The organism is Streptomyces sp. NPDC039465 (assembly GCF_055639315.1).
On the sequence record NZ_JBVKAP010000003.1, the window covers coordinates 560,666 to 579,411 of the forward strand.

Annotated in this window: 20 protein-coding genes; 13 read left to right on the forward strand and 7 right to left on the reverse strand. The window is 72.2% G+C overall.

Features of this window, described 5'->3' with window-relative positions:
• Positions 1-132: 132 nt before the first annotated feature.
• On the reverse strand, positions 133-756 hold the full coding sequence (locus tag ACZ7LT_RS12990; protein ID WP_471236350.1) for a nucleotidyltransferase family protein: 624 nt from the start codon (positions 754-756) through the stop codon (positions 133-135).
• 162 nt (positions 757-918) lie between these two features.
• On the opposite strand from ACZ7LT_RS12990, the gene ACZ7LT_RS12995 reads away from it, so the two are divergent.
• Positions 919-1,263, forward strand: a complete 345-nt coding sequence (locus ACZ7LT_RS12995; protein WP_471236062.1) for a DUF5955 family protein — start codon at positions 919-921, stop codon at positions 1,261-1,263.
• Here ACZ7LT_RS12995 and ACZ7LT_RS13000 read toward each other — a convergent pair.
• Entirely contained in the window at positions 1,253-1,879 is a 627-nt protein-coding gene (locus ACZ7LT_RS13000) for a response regulator (RefSeq protein ID WP_398680129.1), read from the reverse strand. The two genes, ACZ7LT_RS12995 and ACZ7LT_RS13000, sit on opposite strands and share 11 nt — an antisense overlap.
• The gene (locus ACZ7LT_RS13005) at positions 1,879-3,114 is read right to left on the reverse strand and encodes a sensor histidine kinase (protein ID WP_471236063.1); all 1,236 of its coding nucleotides are present in this window, start codon (positions 3,112-3,114) and stop codon (positions 1,879-1,881) included. Before ACZ7LT_RS13005 ends, ACZ7LT_RS13000 begins: the two co-directional genes overlap by 1 nt.
• 112 nt (positions 3,115-3,226) lie before the next feature.
• On the opposite strand from ACZ7LT_RS13005, the gene ACZ7LT_RS13010 reads away from it, so the two are divergent.
• Complete coding sequence (locus ACZ7LT_RS13010; RefSeq protein ID WP_471236064.1) at positions 3,227-4,321, forward strand: ABC transporter permease; 1,095 nt, start codon at positions 3,227-3,229, stop codon at positions 4,319-4,321.
• Entirely contained in the window at positions 4,318-5,001 is a 684-nt protein-coding gene (locus tag ACZ7LT_RS13015) for an ABC transporter ATP-binding protein (RefSeq protein WP_471236065.1), read from the forward strand. The genes ACZ7LT_RS13010 and ACZ7LT_RS13015 overlap by 4 nt, the downstream gene beginning before the upstream one ends.
• Before the next feature lie 79 nt (positions 5,002-5,080).
• Here the strand turns inward: ACZ7LT_RS13015 and ACZ7LT_RS13020 are convergent, their stop codons facing one another.
• Positions 5,081-5,887: an IclR family transcriptional regulator gene (locus ACZ7LT_RS13020; RefSeq protein ID WP_471236066.1), complete on the reverse strand. Its 807-nt coding sequence runs from the start codon at positions 5,885-5,887 to the stop codon at positions 5,081-5,083.
• A 327-nt stretch (positions 5,888-6,214) separates the two neighbouring features.
• Here ACZ7LT_RS13020 and allB point away from each other — a divergent pair, with 327 nt between their 5' ends.
• Both allB and alc read left to right on the forward strand, forming a co-directional pair.
• On the forward strand, positions 6,215-7,558 hold the full coding sequence (gene allB / locus ACZ7LT_RS13025) for an allantoinase AllB (RefSeq protein ID WP_471236067.1): 1,344 nt from the start codon (positions 6,215-6,217) through the stop codon (positions 7,556-7,558).
• A gap of 4 nt (positions 7,559-7,562) precedes the next feature.
• A complete protein-coding gene (alc, locus tag ACZ7LT_RS13030) occupies positions 7,563-8,675 on the forward strand; it encodes an allantoicase (protein ID WP_471236068.1) in 1,113 nt (370 codons plus the stop codon).
• Positions 8,676-8,870: 195 nt separating this feature from the next.
• Here the strand turns inward: alc and ACZ7LT_RS13035 are convergent, their stop codons facing one another.
• On the reverse strand, positions 8,871-9,602 hold the full coding sequence (locus ACZ7LT_RS13035; protein WP_471236069.1) for an SDR family NAD(P)-dependent oxidoreductase: 732 nt from the start codon (positions 9,600-9,602) through the stop codon (positions 8,871-8,873).
• Between the two features lie 182 nt (positions 9,603-9,784).
• On the opposite strand from ACZ7LT_RS13035, the gene ACZ7LT_RS13040 reads away from it, so the two are divergent.
• Together ACZ7LT_RS13040 and ACZ7LT_RS13045 are read left to right on the forward strand one after the other, a co-directional pair.
• Positions 9,785-10,399, forward strand: coding sequence for a dihydrofolate reductase family protein (locus tag ACZ7LT_RS13040; protein WP_471236070.1), 615 nt, complete (start codon positions 9,785-9,787; stop codon positions 10,397-10,399).
• A gap of 92 nt (positions 10,400-10,491) precedes the next feature.
• Positions 10,492-11,427 (forward strand): DMT family transporter, encoded by a 936-nt coding sequence (locus tag ACZ7LT_RS13045; protein ID WP_471236071.1) that lies wholly within the window; start codon positions 10,492-10,494, stop codon positions 11,425-11,427.
• Positions 11,428-11,440: 13 nt separating this feature from the next.
• Here the strand turns inward: ACZ7LT_RS13045 and ACZ7LT_RS13050 are convergent, their stop codons facing one another.
• The gene (locus ACZ7LT_RS13050) at positions 11,441-11,662 is read right to left on the reverse strand and encodes a hypothetical protein (RefSeq protein ID WP_471236072.1); all 222 of its coding nucleotides are present in this window, start codon (positions 11,660-11,662) and stop codon (positions 11,441-11,443) included.
• A 156-nt stretch (positions 11,663-11,818) separates the two neighbouring features.
• On the opposite strand from ACZ7LT_RS13050, the gene ACZ7LT_RS13055 reads away from it, so the two are divergent.
• Positions 11,819-13,060 (forward strand): sensor histidine kinase, encoded by a 1,242-nt coding sequence (locus tag ACZ7LT_RS13055; RefSeq protein WP_471236073.1) that lies wholly within the window; start codon positions 11,819-11,821, stop codon positions 13,058-13,060.
• Entirely contained in the window at positions 13,057-13,725 is a 669-nt protein-coding gene (locus tag ACZ7LT_RS13060; RefSeq protein WP_471236074.1) for a response regulator, read from the forward strand. The genes ACZ7LT_RS13055 and ACZ7LT_RS13060 overlap by 4 nt, the downstream gene beginning before the upstream one ends.
• A 99-nt stretch (positions 13,726-13,824) precedes the next feature.
• On the opposite strand, the gene ACZ7LT_RS13065 is transcribed toward ACZ7LT_RS13060, so the two are convergent.
• Positions 13,825-14,856 (reverse strand): Gfo/Idh/MocA family protein, encoded by a 1,032-nt coding sequence (locus ACZ7LT_RS13065; protein ID WP_471236075.1) that lies wholly within the window; start codon positions 14,854-14,856, stop codon positions 13,825-13,827.
• A gap of 133 nt (positions 14,857-14,989) precedes the next feature.
• On the opposite strand from ACZ7LT_RS13065, the gene ACZ7LT_RS13070 reads away from it, so the two are divergent.
• The 4 genes from ACZ7LT_RS13070 to ACZ7LT_RS13085 all read left to right on the forward strand — a co-directional run bounded on the left by ACZ7LT_RS13070 (position 14,990) and on the right by ACZ7LT_RS13085 (position 18,721).
• Positions 14,990-15,709, forward strand: a complete 720-nt coding sequence (locus ACZ7LT_RS13070; RefSeq protein ID WP_471236351.1) for a GntR family transcriptional regulator — start codon at positions 14,990-14,992, stop codon at positions 15,707-15,709.
• Between the two features lie 161 nt (positions 15,710-15,870).
• On the forward strand, positions 15,871-16,884 hold the full coding sequence (locus ACZ7LT_RS13075; protein ID WP_471236076.1) for a sugar ABC transporter substrate-binding protein: 1,014 nt from the start codon (positions 15,871-15,873) through the stop codon (positions 16,882-16,884).
• A complete protein-coding gene (locus tag ACZ7LT_RS13080) occupies positions 16,881-17,930 on the forward strand; it encodes an ABC transporter permease (protein WP_471236077.1) in 1,050 nt (349 codons plus the stop codon). Before ACZ7LT_RS13075 ends, ACZ7LT_RS13080 begins: the two co-directional genes overlap by 4 nt.
• Positions 17,927-18,721, forward strand: coding sequence for an ATP-binding cassette domain-containing protein (locus ACZ7LT_RS13085; protein ID WP_471236078.1), 795 nt, complete (start codon positions 17,927-17,929; stop codon positions 18,719-18,721). Before ACZ7LT_RS13080 ends, ACZ7LT_RS13085 begins: the two co-directional genes overlap by 4 nt.
• Positions 18,722-18,746: the final 25 nt, after the last annotated feature.

The following is an 18,746-nucleotide window of genomic DNA, read 5'->3' on the forward strand; positions in this document are numbered from 1 at the left end:
GCCGCGAGCGCCGTCTGAGGCATCGGGCGCTTCTGAACAGTGGATACTAGTTTCCTCATGGTGGAAGTTCAATGGTTTGTTGATGTCGAGATTCTTCGGGTCGACAAAACCTGGCTCTGAGTGCCACCTCGTTCACTCAAGGTGCTCCATCCCGTCCAGCCGCGCCAGGTCTTCGGGGCGGTCGATGTCGAAGGGCTCGGCCACATCCGAACAGTCGACCAGCGTGATCGCATCCCGGTGGGCCGCCAGATAGTCCCGCGCGCCCTGGTCGCCAACCGCGCCCGCGACGATCTCCGCCCACCGGTCCGCGCCGAACAGCACCGGATGGCCGCGCTCGCCGTCGTACGAGGCCGCCGCCAGCGAGCCCGGCGAGCGGTACGCGGCCCGCACCCGCGCCACCGCCTCGGCGCCGATGCCCGGCTGGTCCACCAGGCTCACCAGCGCGGCGCCCGCCCCTGTCCCCGCGAGTGACGCGAGCCCCGCCCGCAGTGACGAGCCCATGCCCTCCTCCCAGCGGGGGTTGTCCACCAGGACGCAGCCGGTGAGCGAGGCCCGCTCCCGTACGAGATCGGCGGAAGCCCCCAGGACCACATGGACCACCTCGCAGCCGCCCTCGCGCAACACACGCACCGCGTGTTCCACGAGTGGGCGCCCGCGATGCTGGAGCAGCGCCTTCGGACGACCGCCGAGCCGCCGCCCCCCACCGGCCGCCAGTAGAAGCCCGACCACGGGCCGGGCGCCGCCGGGCTGTGTCATGTCGGACGTCACATCAGGCTGGACGGTGTCAGATGTCGGTGTCATGGGTGACTGCATACCGCACGCCCGCAAATCCGTCCGGTTTCTGTCCACGGAGTGGCGCCCACCGCGCGCCGTGGCGTTAACTTGCCCGCGCACAACGATGTGCGAGGGGAGAGAGCCGTGTTGCGGAGCATGGGGCAGAGGCGTGTGACGGGCAGCGACGAAGACCCGAGAGTGGCGGAGCTGAGCGCTGCGGTCTCCCGGCTCCGCCGTGAACTGGCCGGTCACCACGCCGAGTTCGCCGACCGTGGCATCGCCGAGGACGAGCTCGCCGCACTCGCCGCGATGGCGCTCGGCGGAGTGCCCGAAGTGCGCCGGATGCGCCGCTCCTTACTGCTCATCGTCGGGTCGATCGGCTCGGTCAGCGCGCTGCGCGACGGGCTGACGGAGGTCCGCCACGCCGTCGAACTCTTCGGCGAGCCCCCGCGCCGACCCGACGACGGGACCCAGCTCCCTACCGCCTGATCAGCCGCCGGGCCGTCGCCGCCGCCACCGCGGCCGTACGCGAGTCCACGCCCAACTTGGCGAAGATGTGCACCAGATGGGACTTCACCGTCGCCTGGCTCAGGAACAGCCGCTTGCTGATCTGCTGGTTCGACAGCCCCTCGCCCACCAGCTGGAGCACCTCCAGCTCCCGCTTCGTCAGCGCCTCCGCGGGCGTCCGCATCCGGTCCATCAGCCGGTGCGCCACCGCCGGGGCCAGCGCCGACTGGCCGGCCGCCGCGGTACGGACCGCCGCCGCCAGCTCTTCCGGCGGAGCGTCCTTGAGGAGATAGCCGCTCGCCCCGGCCTCGACCGCAGCCAGGATGTCCGCGTCCGAGTCGTACGTCGTCAGCACCAGCACCCGTGGCCCGCCCGCCCGCGCCGTGATGGCGGCCGTCGCCTCCGAGCCGTGCATCCCCGCCCCGAACTGCAGGTCCATCAGGACGACGTCGACACCGCCGCCGGCGGCCAGCTCCACCGCCCGCTCGGCCGTGGCCGCCTCCGCGACCACCGTGAAGTCCGGTTCGGTGTCCAGGACCGCCCGCAGACCGGCCCGTACCACCGGATGGTCGTCGGCGAGCAGAAGGCGGACGGTCATCAGGAGGCCTCCGGGTGCGCGCCGGCGCCGTCCCCGCGGGGGCCGGAAACAGCAGTGTGCAATGGCAGTGTCAACGGCAACGGCAGGGTGACGGCGACGGCCGTGCCCTGGCCGGGCGCCGACTCGACGGTGAACGTGCCGCCCAGCGACTGGGCACGCGAGCGCATCGCGGGCAGCCCGAACCCGGCGTCCGACGAGGCGACGACCGCCTCCGGCCAAAACCCCCTGCCGTCGTCCACCACGTCCAGCGTCACCGACGCGTCCATGAAGGTCAGTGTGATCTCGGCGCGCGAGGCGCCCGCGTGCCGGACCGTGTTCGCCAGCGCGGACTGGGCGATCCGCAGCAGCGCCACCTCGTACGGCGTCGGCAGCTCCACCGGAGTGCCGCTGAGCGAGAAACGCACCCGCGGCCCCGGGCCCGGCTCGCACAGCCGCTCAAGCGCCCCGGCCAGCGAGCCGTGCTCCAGGTCCGGCGGCGACAGGGCCCGTACGAAGCGCCGCGCCTCGGCGAGATTGTCCTGCGCGGCCTGCCGGGCCCGGCCGATGTGGGCCGCCGCGGGAGAAGCCTCCGGCAGCGCCCGCTCGGCGGCCCGCAGCAGCAGCTGGATGGACGAAAGCCCCTGCGCCAGGGTGTCGTGGATCTCCCGGGCGAGCCGCTCCCGCTCCGCGAGCGTGCCCGCGTGCCGTTCGGCGGCGGCCAGCTCGGCCCGGGTCGCGATCAGCTCCTCGATGAGCTGGCGCCGCCGCTCGCTCTCCCGGTACAGCGCCTGATAGCCGAGGACGGTCGCGACCGCGACCGCCGCGCCCAGCAGCGGACCGATGAAGGCCCCGGGGTTCAGCGGCCGGCCGTGCCCCATGTACGAACCGATCGCGGCGGCCGCGGTGACGGCGACGGCCGGCAGTGACCAGCGGGCGGGCAGCAGATGCAGCTGGAGGAAGTACAGCGGGAAGGCCACCCACAGGGCGTCCGGCGTCAGCCAGAGCAGCGCCAGCCAGGACATCCCGAGCGCCGCGAGCCAGAGGCCGCCCGCCCGCCGCCTCAGGCGCACGGCCGGCAGGAGCGATCCGGCCGCGTACACCGCGCCGGTCACCGCCGCCACCGCCGAGGCCGCCCCGGCGTGCGGAGCGCCGCCGCCCCACGCCCGTACCACCGCCAGCGCCAGCAGCCCCGCCATCAGTAGATGCAGACACAGGCGCAGCGCGCGCAGGGCAGGGGTGAGGGTGCGGGGATCCATGGTCCGTCCAGGGTAGGCCGGAGCCGACAATCCGGACTCAACCGAAAGTTTGATTGCGGAGCCATCCGTGGCGCGATGCCGCCACCCGTCCAGGCACAGGAGTCTGGTCACCATGTTCGTGGCATGGAGAGATCTGAGATTCGCCAAAGGGCGGTTCACCCTGATGGGGACGGTGATCGTGCTGATCACCCTGCTCGTCGGGCTGCTGTCCGGGCTGACGGCCGGGCTCGCGCGGGAGAACATCTCGGCGATCACCGGACTGCCCGCCGACCGTCTCGCCTTCGCGGCGCCGCCCTCCGGCCAGTCGGTGTCGTTCACCAACTCCTCGGTCACCGAGGACGCGTGGCGGAGCTGGGCCGGACAGCCGGGCGTGCGGGCCGCCGCGCCGATCGGCATCCGTACGCTGAACGCCTCCGCCGGGGACCGCACGGCGGCGGTCTCCGCCTTCGGCACCGAGCCGTCGGCGCGGATCGCCCCCGACAGCGCGAAGCTCGGCCCCGGCAAGGCCGTGCTCTCCGAGTCGGCCGCGCGGGAACTGGGGGCCGGGGTCGGGGACGCCGTACGGCTCGGCCCGCTGGAGGCGACGGTCTCGGCGGTCGCCGGAGACGCCTCGTACAGTCACACCCCGGTCGTCTGGACCTCCCTCGACGACTGGCAGCGCCTCGGGCACAGCGGTACGACCCCCCAGGAACAGGCCACCGTCATCGCGCTCAGGCTCGCGGACGGCGCGGACGGCGCCGACCTCGAGGCCGGTGACCGGGCCGCCGGCACCACGACGCGGACCGTCGACGAGGCCCTCACCGCCATAGGGTCCTACCAGGCCGAGAACGGCTCCCTGCAGCTGATGCGCGGCTTCCTCTTCGTCATCTCCGCGCTGGTGATAGGGGCCTTCTTCACCGTGTGGACGATCCAGCGCAGCGCGGACGTGGCCGTGCTGAAGGCGCTCGGCGCCTCCACCCCGTACCTCCTCAAGGACGCGCTCGGGCAGGCGGTGCTGATGCTCGCGGCGGGCACACTGCTCGGGACGGCCCTGGCTGTCGGCATCGGCGCGGTGGTCAGCGGCGGGGACGTGCCCTTCGTCCTCGAACCGCTGACCGTGCTCGGCCCGGCCGCCGTGATGATCGTCCTCGGCGTACTGGGCGCGGCCCTGTCCATCCGGCGGATCACCGCCGTCGACCCGCTGACCGCACTCGGGAGCGCACGGTGACACTGCACCTCGACGACGTGACCCTCACCTACCCCGACGGCGACGGGCGGCTGACCGCCCTCGACTCCGTCTCCCTCCACGTCCCGGCCGGCACCCTCACCGCCGTCGTCGGCCCGTCCGGCTCCGGGAAGTCGAGCCTGCTGGCGGTCGCGGCGACGCTGGTGACCCCGGACCGCGGCCGGGTGGTCGTGGACGGTACGGACACGGCGGGCCTCGACCCGGCCGGCAAGGCCGCGCTGCGCCGCGAACGCATCGGGATCGTCTTCCAGCAGCCCAATCTGCTGCCCTCGCTGACCGCCGCCGAGCAGCTGGAGGTGATGGCCCATCTCTCCGGCCGCCGGACGAAGGCGGGACGGGAACGGGCCCTCGCCCTCCTCGACGCGGTCGGCCTCGCCGACCTGGCGGCCCGCCGCCCGCACCAGCTCTCCGGAGGGCAGCGTCAGCGCGTCAACATCGCGCGGGCGCTGATGAACGACCCGGCGGTGCTGCTCGTCGACGAGCCGACGAGCGCCCTGGACCACGAGCGGGGGGCCGCCGTGCTCGACCTGCTGGTGGCGCTCACCCAGGAGCGGGGGACGGCCACGGTCCTGGTGACACATGACCGTGCACACCTGGAGCGGATGGACCGGACGGTGAGTGTCCAGGACGGCCGGCTGTCCGCACCGGCCGCCCGGCGCTGAGGCCCCCCGGCCACGCCCGCGACGGACATGGCGAAAGGGCCCCCGGCATGGCCGGGGGCCCTTCCCTACCCACTTGTTCTCAGGCCTGGTTGCCCGCGGTGTTCACCAGCGCCGTCGACAGCTCGCGCGCGACCTCCTGAAGGATCGGGACGATCTTCTCCGTCGCCGCCTCCGTCACCCGGCCCGCCGGCCCGGAGATCGAGATGGCCGCCGCGGTGGGGGAGTCGGGCACCGGCACCGCCAGGCAGCGGACCCCGATCTCCTGCTCGTTGTCGTCCACCGCGTAGCCGGTCCTGCGGACCTGCTCCAGAGCGGCGAGGAAGCCGTCGGGCGTCGTGATCGTCTTCTCCGTGGCGGCGGGCATGCCGGTACGGGCGAGCAGCGCCCGCACCTCCTCGGCCGGGGTGTGCGCGAGGAGCGCCTTGCCCACGCCGGTGGAGTGCGGCAGCACGCGCCGGCCGACCTCGGTGAACATCCGCATGGAGTGCTTGGACGGCACCTGGGCGACGTAGACGATCTCGTCGCCGTCGAGCAGCGCCATGTTCGCGGTCTCGCCGGTCTCCTCGACGAGGCGGGCGAGATAGGGGCGGGCCCACGTGCCGAGCAGCCGCGAGGCGGATTCGCCGAGCCGGATCAGCCGGGGGCCCAGGGCGTAGCGGCGGTTGGACTGCTGGCGTACGTAGCCGCAGGCCACCAGCGTGCGCATCAGCCGGTGGATGGTGGGCAGCGGGAGTCCGCTGCTGGCGGAGAGCTCACTGAGCCCGACCTCGCCCCCGGCGTCGGCCATCCGTTCCAGGAGGTCGAAGGCACGCTCGAGGGACTGGACGCCACCGGTGGAGTTACCGGTGGTTTTGGCGTCGGTGGTGCTGGCGCTGGACGTCGGCACGTCAAGTCCTTTCGGGGCAGGCGGGCAAGTCAGCAGCCTACCGGGCCGTTCCTCCGGGCACACGGCCCCGGTACCGGCGTCCGGGCCGGTCAGGGGGGTGTTTGTCCGGTGTCGGCGGCCGCTCGCGGCGGTACCGGTCTCCCCGCATGTGCGGAGCTACGTTCTACTGTACGAAATTTCCATTCCACTTCATGGAAACGTCCAAGAGGCCGCTCGTGCGGGGCCGGAGTCGGGCGGATGCTGGATCTGTGTCCTTGACGCCGCGCGGTCCGAAGTGAAGACTCCTTCAACAGTTCGTTGAATTTCTGCTGGATGAGAGGGGCACGGGTGTCCGACCTCGACGTGAACCTGGTACTGCGTTCGACCCGCGTCGTCACCCTGGAGGGGACGCGCGCCGCATCGGTCGCCGTCGCCGACGGAAGGATCGCGGCCGTACTGCCGTACGACACCGAGGTGCCGGCCGGCGCCCGCCTGGAGGACTTCGGCGACGACGTCGTCCTGCCCGGCCTCGTCGACACCCATGTGCATGTGAACGACCCCGGCCGCACCGAGTGGGAGGGGTTCTGGACCGCCACCCGCGCGGCCGCCGCCGGTGGCATCACCACCCTCCTCGACATGCCGCTCAACTCCATCCCGCCCACCACCACCGTCGAACACCTGCGGACCAAGCAGGAGGTCGCCCGGCCCAAGGCGCACATCGACGTCGGCTTCTGGGGCGGCGCCCTGCCCGACAACGTCAAGGACCTGCGGCCGCTGCATGACGCCGGCGTCTTCGGCTTCAAATGCTTCCTGTCGCCGTCCGGGGTGGACGAGTTCCCCGCGCTCGACCAGGACCAGCTGGCCCAGTCCCTGGCGGAGGTCGCCGGGTTCGACGGGCTGATGATCGTGCACGCCGAGGACCCGCACCACCTCGCCGCCGCGCCCCAGAAGAGCAGCGAGAAGTATGCCGACTTCCTCGCCTCGCGCCCCCGCGACGCCGAGAACACCGCGATCGAGAACCTGATCGCCCAGGCCCGGCGGCTCGGCGCCCGCGTCCACGTCCTGCACCTGTCCTCCTCGGACGCGCTGCCGCTGATCGCCGCGGCCAGGCGCGAGGGCGTCCAGGTCACCGTGGAGAGCTGCCCGCACTTCCTCACCCTCACGGCCGAGGAGGTCCCGGACGGCGCCACCGAGTTCAAGTGCTGCCCGCCGATCCGCGAGGCCTCGAACCAGGACGCCCTGTGGCAGGGCCTGATCGACGGCACCATCGACTGCATCGTCTCGGACCACTCGCCGTCGACCGCCGACCTCAAGACCCCCGACTTCGCCTCCGCCTGGGGTGGCATCTCCTCCCTCCAGCTCGGCCTGCCGGCGATCTGGACCGAGGCCCGCCGCCGCGGCCTCACCCTCGTCGACGTCGCCCGCTGGATGTCTACCGCCCCGGCCCGCCTCGCCGGCCTGCACCGCAAGGGCGCGATCGAGGCCGGACGCGACGCCGACTTCGCCGTCCTCGCCCCCGACGAGACCTTCACGGTCGACCCGGCCGAGCTCCAGCACCGCAACCGCGTCACCGCCTACGCCGGCAAGACCCTGCACGGAGTCGTGAAGTCCACCTGGCTGCGCGGTGAGCGCATCGCCGACCACGGCACCCTCGCCGAGCCGAGCGGCCGGCTCCTCGAAAGGAACCACTGACACCATGACGTCGATACCGAGCTTCACCGGTGACGCCAGCCCCTACGGCGGCGGCGACCCGTACGCCGACTACCGCACTGCCGACTTCCCCTTCACGCAGTACGCCGACCTCGCCGACCGGCGGCTCGGCGCGGGCGTGATCGCCGCCAACGACGAGTTCTTCGCCGAGCGCGAGAACATGCTCAAGCCGGAGGCCGCGGAGTTCGACCCGGAGCACTTCGGGCACAAGGGCAAGATCATGGACGGCTGGGAGACCCGCCGCCGCCGTGGTGTCTCCGCCCAGCAGCCGCACCCCACCGACGAGGACCACGACTGGGCGCTCGTACGCCTCGGCGCCCCCGGTGTCATCCGCGGCATCGTCGTCGACACCGCTCACTTCCGGGGCAATTACCCGCAGGCTGTCTCCGTCGAGGCGACCTCGGTCGCGGGCTCCCCGTCCCCCGAGGACCTGCTCGCCGACGACGTCAAGTGGGTGACGCTGGTACCCCGTACGGCCATCGGCGGCCACGCGGCGAATGGTTTCTCCGTCGACGTGGAGCAGCGCTTCACGCACCTGCGGGTCAACCAGCACCCCGACGGCGGCATCGCCCGCCTGCGCGTCTACGGCGAGGTCGCCCCCGACCCGGCGTGGCTGGGCGTGCTCGGCACCTTCGACCTCGTGGCCCTGGAGAACGGCGGCCAGGTCGAGGACGCCTCCGACCGCTTCTACTCCCCGGCGACCAACACCATCCAGCCGGGCCGCTCGCGCAAGATGGACGACGGCTGGGAGACCCGCCGCCGCCGCGACAAGGGCAACGACTGGATCCGCTACCAGTTGGTGGCCGAGTCGGAGATCCGCGCGGTCGAGATCGACACCGCGTACCTCAAGGGCAACAGCGCGGGCTGGGCGTCGCTTTCCGTGTCGGACGGCTCGGACAACTGGACCGAGGTCCTGCCCCGCACCCGCCTCCAGCCCGACACGAACCACCGCTTCGTGCTGGCCACCCCGGCGGTCGGCACGCACGTCCGCATCGACATCTACCCCGACGGCGGCATCTCCCGCCTCCGCCTCTTCGGCTCCCTCACGGCCGAGGGCTCGGCGCGGCTGACCGCCCGCCACCAGGAGCTGGGCGGGTAACGACACCCCGCCCGATCGCGCGAGGGCGCACCGGCCCGACAGCACCGGTGCGCCCCGCGCGGCTTTTTCGTACGGTCCACGCGCGAGTGCGGCCCGCTTCGTACGGACCACGCGCGCGTGGAGGCCTCTTACGGTCCACGCGCGCGTGCCGTTCTTCTGCAGGCGCCTTTTACGGCCCCGCGCGGCCCGTCCGCCCTACGCCGCGTGCCCGCCGTCCACCGCGAACTCCGCGCCCGTGACGTACTCCGCGCCCGGTCCCGCCAGGAACGCGACCATGGAGGCGATCTCGTCCGGGTCGCCGAAGCGGCCGAGCGCCGTCATCGCGCTCTGGCCCGAGGCGTACGGGCCGTCCGCCGGGTTCATGTCCGTGTCGACCGGACCCGGGTGGACGATGTTCGCGGTGATGCCGCGCCCGCCCAGTTCCCGGGCGAGCGCCTTGGTCAGGCCCGTCAGCGCGGACTTGCTCATCGTGTAGAGCGTGCCGCCGGGCCCCGGGACGCGCTGCGTCATGCAGGAGCCGATGGTGATGATCCGTCCGCCGCGCTCCATGCGTCCGGCCGCCTCCTGGGACGCCAGGAAGACGCCCCGGACATTCACCGCGAGGGCCCGGTCCACGTCCTTCAGGCTCAGGCTCTCCAGCGGGGCCAGGACCCCGACGCCCGCGTTGTTGACCAGGACGTCCAGCCGCCCGAAGGCCTCCGCGGCCCGTCGCACTGCGCCCGCCGCCTCGTCCGCGTCGGCCGAGTCGGCCCGCAGGGCCAGCGCCCGGCGGCCGGTCGACTCGATCTTCGCGGCGACCTCGCGGGCCCGCTCCTCGTCCCGTACGTACGTGAAGGTCACGTCCGCGCCCTCCTGGGCCAGCCGCAGCGCCGTCGCCGCGCCGATGCCCCGGCTCCCGCCCGTGACCAGCACACTCTTGCCGTTCATCGCCGAACCTCCGCAAACCTCGTCAGTAGTTGCGGGTTCAAGGAAACTCGGCGCGCGCCCCCCGCGCTGGCGGGAAACGGACGGCGACCCGGCCACCGGGCGATCGGCGGGCGATGAGTTTTCCCGAGCGGTGGAGTCGGAGCTGGTGAGACACGATGGACCGGAAGAGAAAGGCACCTGCCATGGCCAAGCTCACCCTCACCCAGTTCCTCTCGCTCGACGGCGTCTACCAGGCACCCGGCGGCCCGGACGAGGACCCAAGCGGCGGGTTCGACCAGGGCGGCTGGACCGTGCCGTACGGGGACGACGACTTCGGCGCCTTCATGGACGACGTCTTCTCGCGGCCCGCCGCCTTCCTGCTCGGCCGCCGCACGTACGAGATCTTCGCGAGCTACTGGCCCAGGATGACCGACCCCGCCGACCCGATCGCCTCCAAGCTCAACTCCCTGCCCAAATACGTCGCGTCCACCACCATGAGCTCCGCGGACTGGGCCGGCACCACCATCCTCGGCGGGGACCTCGTCAAGGAGATCTGGGCGCTCAAGGAGCGCACCACCGACGGCGAGGTACAGATGCACGGCAGCGGCGGCCTCGCCCAGTCCCTGATGGCGCACGACCTCATCGACACGCTCAATCTGCTGGTCTTCCCCGTCGTCCTCGGCAAGGGACGCCGGCTGTTCGCCGAGGGCGCGCAGCCCACCGCGTTCCGGCACACCGACGCCAGGACCACCGGCTCCGGCATCGCCATCCACACCTACGAACTGGCCGGCCGGCCCGCGTACGGCTCCTACGTGTAGTCCTCCGGGGCGGGAAACATCTGGCGCCCCCGTCCACGCCGCGGGTACGGTGATCGTCCCCGTGCGAGCCGCTGAAGTCTCCACCTCTTTCCATGCGTTGGAGCAGGCCCGCCGTGTCCTCGATCGCCGCGTCCGTCCCGCTGCCCGCCCCCCGCCGGGCCTGGCTCACCGACCTGCCCGTCCTGCTCGTCGCGGTCGTCTGGGGCGCCAGCTATCTGGCCGCCAAGGGCATCACGACCACCCACACCGTCGTCGCCGTCCTCGTGCTGCGCTTCGCCGTGGTCCTGCCCGCCCTGGTGGTGGCCGGTTGGCGTCGGCTGCGCGCGCTGAGCGCCGCGCAGTGGCGCGGGGCCGGACTGCTCGGGCTCGTCCTCAGCGGGATCTTCCTCCTGGAGACGTACGGCGTCGTCCACACCTCGGCCACCAACGCCGGGCTCATCATCAGCCTCACGATGATCTTCACACCGCTGGCGGAGGCCGCGGTGACCGGCGTCCGGCCGCCCAGGGCCTTCCTCGCCGCGGCCGCGCTCTCGGTCGCCGGAGTCGTGCTGCTCACCCAGGGCGGCGGGTTCACCACCCCCTCGCTCGGCGACCTGCTGATCCTGCTGGCCGCCGTCGCCCGTACGGCGCACGTCCTCGCCATGTCCCGGATCAAGGCCGTCCAGGGCGCCGACGCCCTCTCCCTGACCACGGTCCAGCTCGGCGGCGCGGTCGCCGTCTTCGCGCTGCTGGCCGCCGTCCCCGGCACCGGCACCTCACCCTGGGCGGTGGCCGTCGGCTTCGGACCGCGTGAGTGGGCCGGGTTGCTCTTCCTCTCCGTCTTCTGCACGCTCTTCGCCTTCTTCGTACAGATGTGGGCCGTGCGCCGCACCTCGCCGTCCCGGGTCAGCCTGCTGCTCGGCACGGAACCGCTGTGGGCGGCGGCCGTCGGCATCGCCGTCGGCGGCGAACACCTCGGCGCCGTCGGCCTGCTCGGCGCGGTGCTCGTCCTCGCCGGCACCACCTGGGGCCGCCGGGCCGCCGCCTAGCGCCCCCCGCGCCTCAGGCCTTCGACGACCGGTCGGCGATCATCATCACGGCGATGCCGAGGACCGCGAGCACGATGTGCGCGAACAGCTCACGGCCCTGCAGAAAGCCGATGTGGTCGGTGAGGAAGCGGGTGAAACCGAAGATCGAGAACCAGCCGTTCGTCAGCTCGCGCAGCACCCCCGCACCGCCCACGATCAGCAGCACCATGCCCACGAGCTCCAGAATCTTCTTCATGGACCGAGCGTGATCCACGGCGCCCGGCCCGCGCGTCCTGCCTCGGGATGCGGCGCCGGGCCGAAAGTATCCGGCCCCGGAGACGGTGTACGACTTTGGTAGCTTCCCGCCGCCACGAGCCCGCCGGACGCTCCCCACCTCCGTAACTTTGTCGACATGACGCGTACGGACTACCCCTGGCTGCTCCCCTCGGCCATGGCGGACCCCCTCGGCCCCGAGCCGCCGGGGGACCGGGCCGGCGGACGCGGCCGGGCCAGGCCGCGCCGGACCGTACGCGACTGGATCGTCGACACCATCGGCTTCGTCCTTGCCGCGTTCATCGGGCTGCTCTCCGTCGAGGCCAGCGAGCAGTACGGCAACTCGGACGTGATCACCTTCGCCGACCAGCTCGTCGGGGCCGCCGCCTGCTGCGCCCTGTGGCTGCGCCGCCGCTGGCCCGTCGGTCTCGCCCTGGTCCTCTCCGTGACCAACACGATCGCCCCCTCGACCGGCGGCGCCCTGCTCGTCGCCCTCTTCGGTGTCGCCGTGCACCGGCCGTTCCAGCAGGTCGCCCTCGTCACCTCGGCCGCCCTGGCGAGCGGAGTCGTCCAGGTCTTCGTCCGGCCCGACCCGACCATCCACCCCGTCCTCGGCGTCGTCATCGCCGTCCTGCTCATCCTGCTGGTCACCGGCTGGGGGATGCTCGTACGCGCCCGGCGCCAGCTCGTCGTCGCGCTGCGCGAACGGGCCCGCCGGGCCGAGGCCGAGGCGGAACTCCGCGCCCAGCAGGCCCAGCGCGCCGCCCGCGAGGCCATCGCCCGTGAGATGCACGACGTCCTCGCCCACCGGCTCACCCTCCTCAGCGTGCACGCCGGCGCCCTGGAGTTCCGGCCCGACGCCCCCACCGCCGAGATCGCCCGCGTCGCCGGGGTGATCCGCGACAGCGCCCACGAGGCCCTCCAGGACCTCCGCGAGATCATCGGCGTGCTCCGCGCCCCCGGCGACCAGGGCGAGGGCGACCGGCCGCAGCCGACCCTCGCCACCCTCGACGCCCTGATCGCCGAGTCCCGGCAGGCCGGAATGACCGTCACCCTCGACAACACCATCGGCGACCCGGCCACCGTCCCCGCCGCCACCGGCCGCACGGTCTACCGCATCGCCCAGGAGGGCCTCACCAACGCCCGTAAACACGCCCCCGGCACCGAGGTGACGGTCACCGTCGGCGGCCGTCCCGGCGAGGGGCTCACCGTCGACGTCCACAACCCCGCGCCCACCGGCCCGGTCCCGCACGTCCCGGGGTCCGGCCAGGGCCTGATCGGGCTGACCGAGCGCGCCACCCTCGCCGGTGGCCGGATGGACCACGGGCCCGCCCCCGACGGCGGGTTCGCCCTCCACGCCTGGCTACCGTGGCCCTCATGACGATCCGGCTGCTCATCATCGACGACGACCCCCTGGTCCGGGCGGGCCTCTCCTTCATGCTCGGGGGCGCCGAGGACATCGAGATCGTCGGCGAGGGCTCCGACGGCGCCGATGTGCCCGAACTCGTCGCCGCTCACGCCCCCGACGTCGTCCTGATGGACATCCGGATGCCGCGGGTCGACGGACTGACCGCCACCGAACGGCTGCGGGCCCGGCCCGACGCCCCGGACGTCGTCGTGCTCACCACCTTCCACGCCGACGAGCAGGTCCTGCGCGCGCTGCGGGCCGGCGCCGCGGGGTTCGTCCTCAAGGACACCCCGCCGGCCGAGATCGTGGCGTCCGTACGGCGCGTGGCGGCCGGCGACCCGGTCCTGTCGCCCGCCGTCACCCGCCAGCTGATGACCCATGTCGCCGACACCGCCGAGCACCCCCGCAGGTCCGCCGCCGGCGCCCGGCTCGCCGAACTCGCCCAGCGGGAGCGGGAGGTGGCCGTCGCCGTCGGCCAGGGCCGGTCCAACGCCGAGATCGCCTCGGCCCTTTACATGAGCGTGCCCACCGTCAAGACCCATGTCTCGCGAATCCTCGCCAAGCTCGGCCTCAACAACCGTGTCCAGATCGCGCTGCTCGTCCATGACGCGGGGCTGCTCGACGACGAGAGCGCGTAAGGCCACGGCCCAGCCGGCCAGGTGTCCGCATGGACCCGGCCGCGGGCCCGCTCGACCGGCTGCCCGGACTGCTCGTCCGCGGCACCTGCCGCCCGGCGGTCAGCGGGTGGGCTTGCCGCCCGCCGAGCCGTCCGCCGCGACCTCCGCGACCCGCACCGGGCGGTGGTCGCGGCGCGAGCGCTCGCACGCCTCGGCGATCCGCAGCGCGGTAAGGGCCTCGCGCCCGTCGCAGGGGTTGGCTGCCTCGCCGCGCACCAGCCGGACGAAGGTGTCCAGCTCCGCCTCGTACGCGGGGGCGAACCGCTCCAGGAAGCCCGGCCACGGCTTGTCGGCGGGGGCGGGGCCGAGCGGCTCGACCGAGGTGAGCGGGGTCCGGTCGTCCAGTCCGACGGCGATCTGGTCCCGCTCCCCGGCGAGCTCCATCCGTACGTCGTACCCCGCGCCGTTGCAGCGGGTCGCCGTCGCCGTGGCGAGCGTGCCGTCGTCGAGGGTGAGCAGCACGGCCGCGGTGTCCACGTCACCGCTCTCGCGGAACATCGCCGGGCCCGCGTCCGAGCCGGCCGCGTACACCTCGGTGACCTCGCGGCCGGTCACCCAGCGCAGGATGTCGAAGTCATGGACCAGGCAGTCCCGGTACAGGCCGCCGGACAGAGGCAGATAGGCCGCGGGCGGCGGCGCCGGGTCGGAGGTGGCGGCGCGGACGGTGTGCAGCCGCCCGAGCCGGCCCGACCGTACGGCCTCACGGGCGGCCCGGTACCCGGCGTCGAACCGGCGCATGAAACCGAGCTGGAGCTCCGTGCCCGCAGCCTCGACCGCCGCCAGCGCGCCGAGGGTGCCGGGCAGGTCGAGGGCGATGGGCTTCTCGCAGAAGGCCGGAAGACCGGCGCCGGCGGCGCGGGCGATGAGCTCGGCGTGCGCCGCGGTCGCCGAGGTGATGACCACGGCGTCCAGGCCGTCGGCGAAGAGCGTGTCGACGCCCGGCGCCACCTCCACACCGAGGGCTTCGGCGACCCGCACCGCGCGGGCCGTATCCGCGTCCGCCACCACCAGCGACTCCACAGCCTCATGGCGGCTGAGAACGCCCGCGTGGAAAGTTCCGATACGTCCCGTTCCGATCAGTCCGATGCGCATGGCCCCAAGGTGGTGCCGGGCAGTCATCATGTCAAGAGTTTGTCCTGACAATCGAACTTCACGACTTCCCGTCAACATGCGCGGCGACTAGGCTCGGCCCGTGCCCCAGCAGCCGCAGCCGCTTCCCCTCCGTGTGGACCGTACGAGCCCCGTCCCGCTCTACTTCCAGCTCGCCCAGCAGCTGGAGGCGGCCATCGAGACGGGGGCGCTGACCCCCGGCACTTTGCTCGGCAACGAGATCGACCTCGCCAACCGGCTCGGACTGTCCCGCCCCACCGTCCGCCAGGCCATCCAGTCCCTGGTCGACAAGGGCCTGCTGGTCCGCCGCCGCGGCGTCGGCACCCAGGTCGTCCACAGCCAGGTCAAACGCCCCCTGGAGCTCAGCAGCCTCTACGACGACCTGGAGGCGGCCGGCCAGCGGCCCGCCACGATCGTCCTGACCAACCGGATCGAACCGGCCACCGCGCCGGTTGCCGCCGCGCTCGGCATCCCCCAGGGCAGCGACGTGCGGTACGTCGAGCGGCTGCGCTGCGCCCACGACGAGCCCATGGCCCGGCTGCGCAACCACCTCCCGGCCGCCCTGCTCGACCTGGACACCGAGCTCCTGGAGGCCACCGGTCTGTACCGGCTGATGCGCGGCGCGGGCATCACCCTGCACAGCGCCCGGCAGACGGTCGGCGCCCGCGCCGCGACCCCCGCCGAGGCCGAACTGCTCACCGAGCGGGAGGGCGCGCCGCTGCTGACCATGGAGCGCACCACCTTCGACGACACCGGGCGCGCCGTCGAGTTCGGCTCGCACGTCTACCGCGCCTCGCGCTACTCGTTCGAGTTCCAGCTGCTGGTCAGACCGTAGGTCTTCGGTCAGACCGTCAGAATGTTCTGACAAAGTTATTGACGGGCTCGCGTCAGCGTCATAGAAAACGCTCCATTGACCATGACCGATACTTGGGCGGTCGGGACCAGGCTTGATGTGCCCGGCCGCACCGAGAAACACAGCAAGAAGGGCACGGTGTCGTGGCAAGGGTTCGGACAGGGGTACGTGCGCTCGGCGTAGTACTGGCGGCGGTGCTCACCGCCTCTCTCGCGGGATGCAGCAGCACGGGAGGCAAGCGCGCCGAGGACGCCCGCAAGGCGGCCGCCGCCGAAGGCCGGGCCGCGGTGAACACCCCGCGCTGGACCTTCGCGATGGTCACGCACTCGGGCGACGGCGACACCTTCTGGGACATCGTCCAGAACGGCGCCAAGCAGGCCGCCGTCAAGGACAACATCAACTTCCTCTACTCGCACAGCGACGAGGCCAAGGAACAGGCCCAGCTGATCGACGCGGCCGTCGACAAGAAGGTCGACGGACTGATCGTCACCCTCGCCAAGCCGGACGCCATGAAGGCCGCCGTCGCCCGGGCCGTCAAGGCCGGCATCCCCGTGATCACCGTCAACTCCGGCTCCGAACAGTCCAAGGCCTTCGGGGCGCTCACCCACATCGGCCAGGACGAGTCCGTCGCCGGTGAGGCGGTCGGCGACGAGCTCGACGAGCGCGGTCGCAAGAAGGCGCTGTGCGTCCTGCACGAGCAGGGCAACGTCGGCCACGAGCAGCGCTGCTCCGGGGTGAAGAAGACCTTCGGCGGGGAGCTCCTGAACCTCTACGTCGACGGCACCAACATGCCCGACGTGAAGGCATCCATCGAGGCCAAGCTCCAGGCCGACCCGGCCATCGACGCCGTCGTCACCCTCGGCGCGCCCTTCGCGGACGCCGCCGTCCAGGCCAGGAAGACCGCCGGCAGCAAGGCCGAGATCGACACCTTCGACCTCAACGCCAAGGTCGCCGCAGCCCTGCGCGCCGGCACGCTCGGCTTCGCCGTCGACCAGCAGCCCTACCTCCAGGGCTACGAGGCCGTGGACCTGCTCTGGCTCTACCGCTACAACGCCGACGTCCTCGGCGGCGGCCGGCCCGTGCTGACCGGCCCGCAGATCATCAGCGACAAGGACGCGGCGAAGCTCCAGGAGTACGCGGAGCGGGGGACCCGATGAGTACGACCGCACCGCCCGTGCAGGACACCGCCGACGAGCGACTGCTGCACACCTCGCCGCTGCGCCGGCTCCTCGGCCGCCCCGAGCTGGGCTCGGTCGTCGGCGCTGCCGCCGTCTTCCTCTTCTTCTCGCTGGTCGCCGACAGCTTCCTGCGCGCCGCCAGCCTCGGCACGGTCCTCTACGCCGCCTCCACCATCGGCATCATGGCCGTCCCCGTCGCCCTGCTGATGATCGGCGGCGAGTTCGATCTCTCCGCGGGTGTGATGGTCACCAGCGCGGCGCTCGTCTCGTCGATGTTCAGCTTCCAGATGACCGCGAACGTATGGGTCGGCGTCGGCGTCTCGCTCCTGGTCACCCTGGCCTTCGGGTTCTTCAACGGCTTCATGCTGACCCGCACCAAACTGCCGAGCTTCATCATCACCCTCGGCACGTTCCTGATGCTGACCGGCCTGAATCTCGGCCTCACCAAGCTCATCAGCGGCACGGTCTCCACCAAGACCATCGCCGACATGGAGGGCTTCACCTCCGCCAGGTCCCTCTTCGCCTCCGAGCTCGTCCTCGGCGGCGTCGCCCTCAAGGTCACCATCGTGTGGTGGTTCGCCCTGGTCGCCCTCGCCACCTGGATCCTGCTGCGCACCCGCTTCGGCAACTGGATCTTCGCGGTCGGCGGCGGCTCCGACGCCGCCCGCGCGGTCGGCGTCCCCGTCGTGAAGACCAAGATCGGCCTCTACATGGGCGTGGCGTTCTGCGCCTGGATCTCCGGCCAGCACCTGCTCTTGTCGTTCGACGTCGTGCAGTCCGGCGAGGGCGTCGGCAACGAGCTGATCTACATCATCGCGGCCGTCATCGGCGGCTGCCTGATCACCGGCGGCTACGGCTCCGCGATCGGCTCCGCCGTCGGCGCCTTCATCTTCGGCATGACCAGCAAGGGCATCGTGTACGCGGAGTGGAACCCGGACTGGTTCAAGTTCTTCCTCGGAGCCATGCTCCTTCTGGCGACCCTGCTCAACGCCTGGGTCCGCAAGCGCGCGGAGGCGACCGCATGACCGCCCCACAGACCCCCCTCGTCGAACTCGACGACGTCAGCAAGTACTACGGCAACATCCGCGCCCTCGAAGGGGTCTCCCTGGAGGTCCACGCGGGGGAGATCACCTGTGTCCTCGGCGACAACGGCGCCGGCAAGTCCACCCTCATCAAGATCATCGCCGGCCTGCACGGCCACGACGCGGGCACCTTCCGCATCGACGGCGAGGAGACCGCCCTCACCAACCCCCGCGAGGCCCTCGACCGGGGCATCGCCACGGTCTACCAGGACCTCGCCGTCGTCCCCCTGATGCCGGTCTGGCGCAACTTCTTCCTCGGCTCCGAACCGACCAGGGGCGCCGGCCCCTTCAAGCGCCTCGACGTCGACCGGATGCGCCGCACCACCCACGCCGAACTGCTGCGCATGGGCATCGACCTGCGCGACGTCGACCAGCCGATCGGCACCCTCTCCGGCGGTGAACGCCAGTGCGTGGCCATCGCCCGCGCCGTCCACTTCGGCGCCAAGGTCCTCGTCCTCGACGAGCCGACCGCCGCGCTCGGCGTCAAGCAGTCCGGAGTGGTCCTCAAGTACGTGGCCGCCGCCCGCGACGCGGGACTCGGCGTCGTACTGATCACCCACAACCCCCACCACGCCTATCTCGTCGGTGACCGCTTCGTCCTGCTCAAGCGCGGCAGCATGTCCGGCAGCCACACCAAGGACTCCATCACCCTGGACGAGCTGACCCGCCAGATGGCCGGCGGCAGCGAGCTGGAGGACCTGCGCCACGAACTGGAGCGCTCCCCGTCGTCGTGACCCGCGCCGGGCACCACCTGGCAGA

Excerpts from the sequence above, each read along its gene's own strand:
- alc (WP_471236068.1), top strand. The coding sequence starts at position 7,563 with ATGACGTCGATACCGAGCTTCACCGGTGACGCCAGCCCCTACGGCGGC.
- ACZ7LT_RS13065 (WP_471236075.1), bottom strand. The coding sequence starts at position 14,856 with ATGCGCATCGGACTGATCGGAACGGGACGTATCGGAACTTTCCACGCG.
- ACZ7LT_RS13080 (WP_471236077.1), top strand. The coding sequence starts at position 16,881 with ATGAGTACGACCGCACCGCCCGTGCAGGACACCGCCGACGAGCGACTG.
- ACZ7LT_RS13010 (WP_471236064.1), top strand. The coding sequence starts at position 3,227 with ATGTTCGTGGCATGGAGAGATCTGAGATTCGCCAAAGGGCGGTTCACC.
- ACZ7LT_RS13045 (WP_471236071.1), top strand. The coding sequence starts at position 10,492 with ATGCGTTGGAGCAGGCCCGCCGTGTCCTCGATCGCCGCGTCCGTCCCG.
- ACZ7LT_RS13055 (WP_471236073.1), top strand. The coding sequence starts at position 11,819 with ATGACGCGTACGGACTACCCCTGGCTGCTCCCCTCGGCCATGGCGGAC.
- ACZ7LT_RS13050 (WP_471236072.1), bottom strand. The coding sequence starts at position 11,662 with ATGAAGAAGATTCTGGAGCTCGTGGGCATGGTGCTGCTGATCGTGGGC.
- ACZ7LT_RS13060 (WP_471236074.1), top strand. The coding sequence starts at position 13,057 with ATGACGATCCGGCTGCTCATCATCGACGACGACCCCCTGGTCCGGGCG.
- ACZ7LT_RS13005 (WP_471236063.1), bottom strand. The coding sequence starts at position 3,114 with ATGGATCCCCGCACCCTCACCCCTGCCCTGCGCGCGCTGCGCCTGTGT.
- ACZ7LT_RS13040 (WP_471236070.1), top strand. The coding sequence starts at position 9,785 with ATGGCCAAGCTCACCCTCACCCAGTTCCTCTCGCTCGACGGCGTCTAC.
- ACZ7LT_RS12990 (WP_471236350.1), bottom strand. The coding sequence starts at position 756 with ATGACACAGCCCGGCGGCGCCCGGCCCGTGGTCGGGCTTCTACTGGCG.
- ACZ7LT_RS13000 (WP_398680129.1), bottom strand. The coding sequence starts at position 1,879 with ATGACCGTCCGCCTTCTGCTCGCCGACGACCATCCGGTGGTACGGGCC.
- ACZ7LT_RS13085 (WP_471236078.1), top strand. The coding sequence starts at position 17,927 with ATGACCGCCCCACAGACCCCCCTCGTCGAACTCGACGACGTCAGCAAG.
- ACZ7LT_RS13035 (WP_471236069.1), bottom strand. The coding sequence starts at position 9,602 with ATGAACGGCAAGAGTGTGCTGGTCACGGGCGGGAGCCGGGGCATCGGC.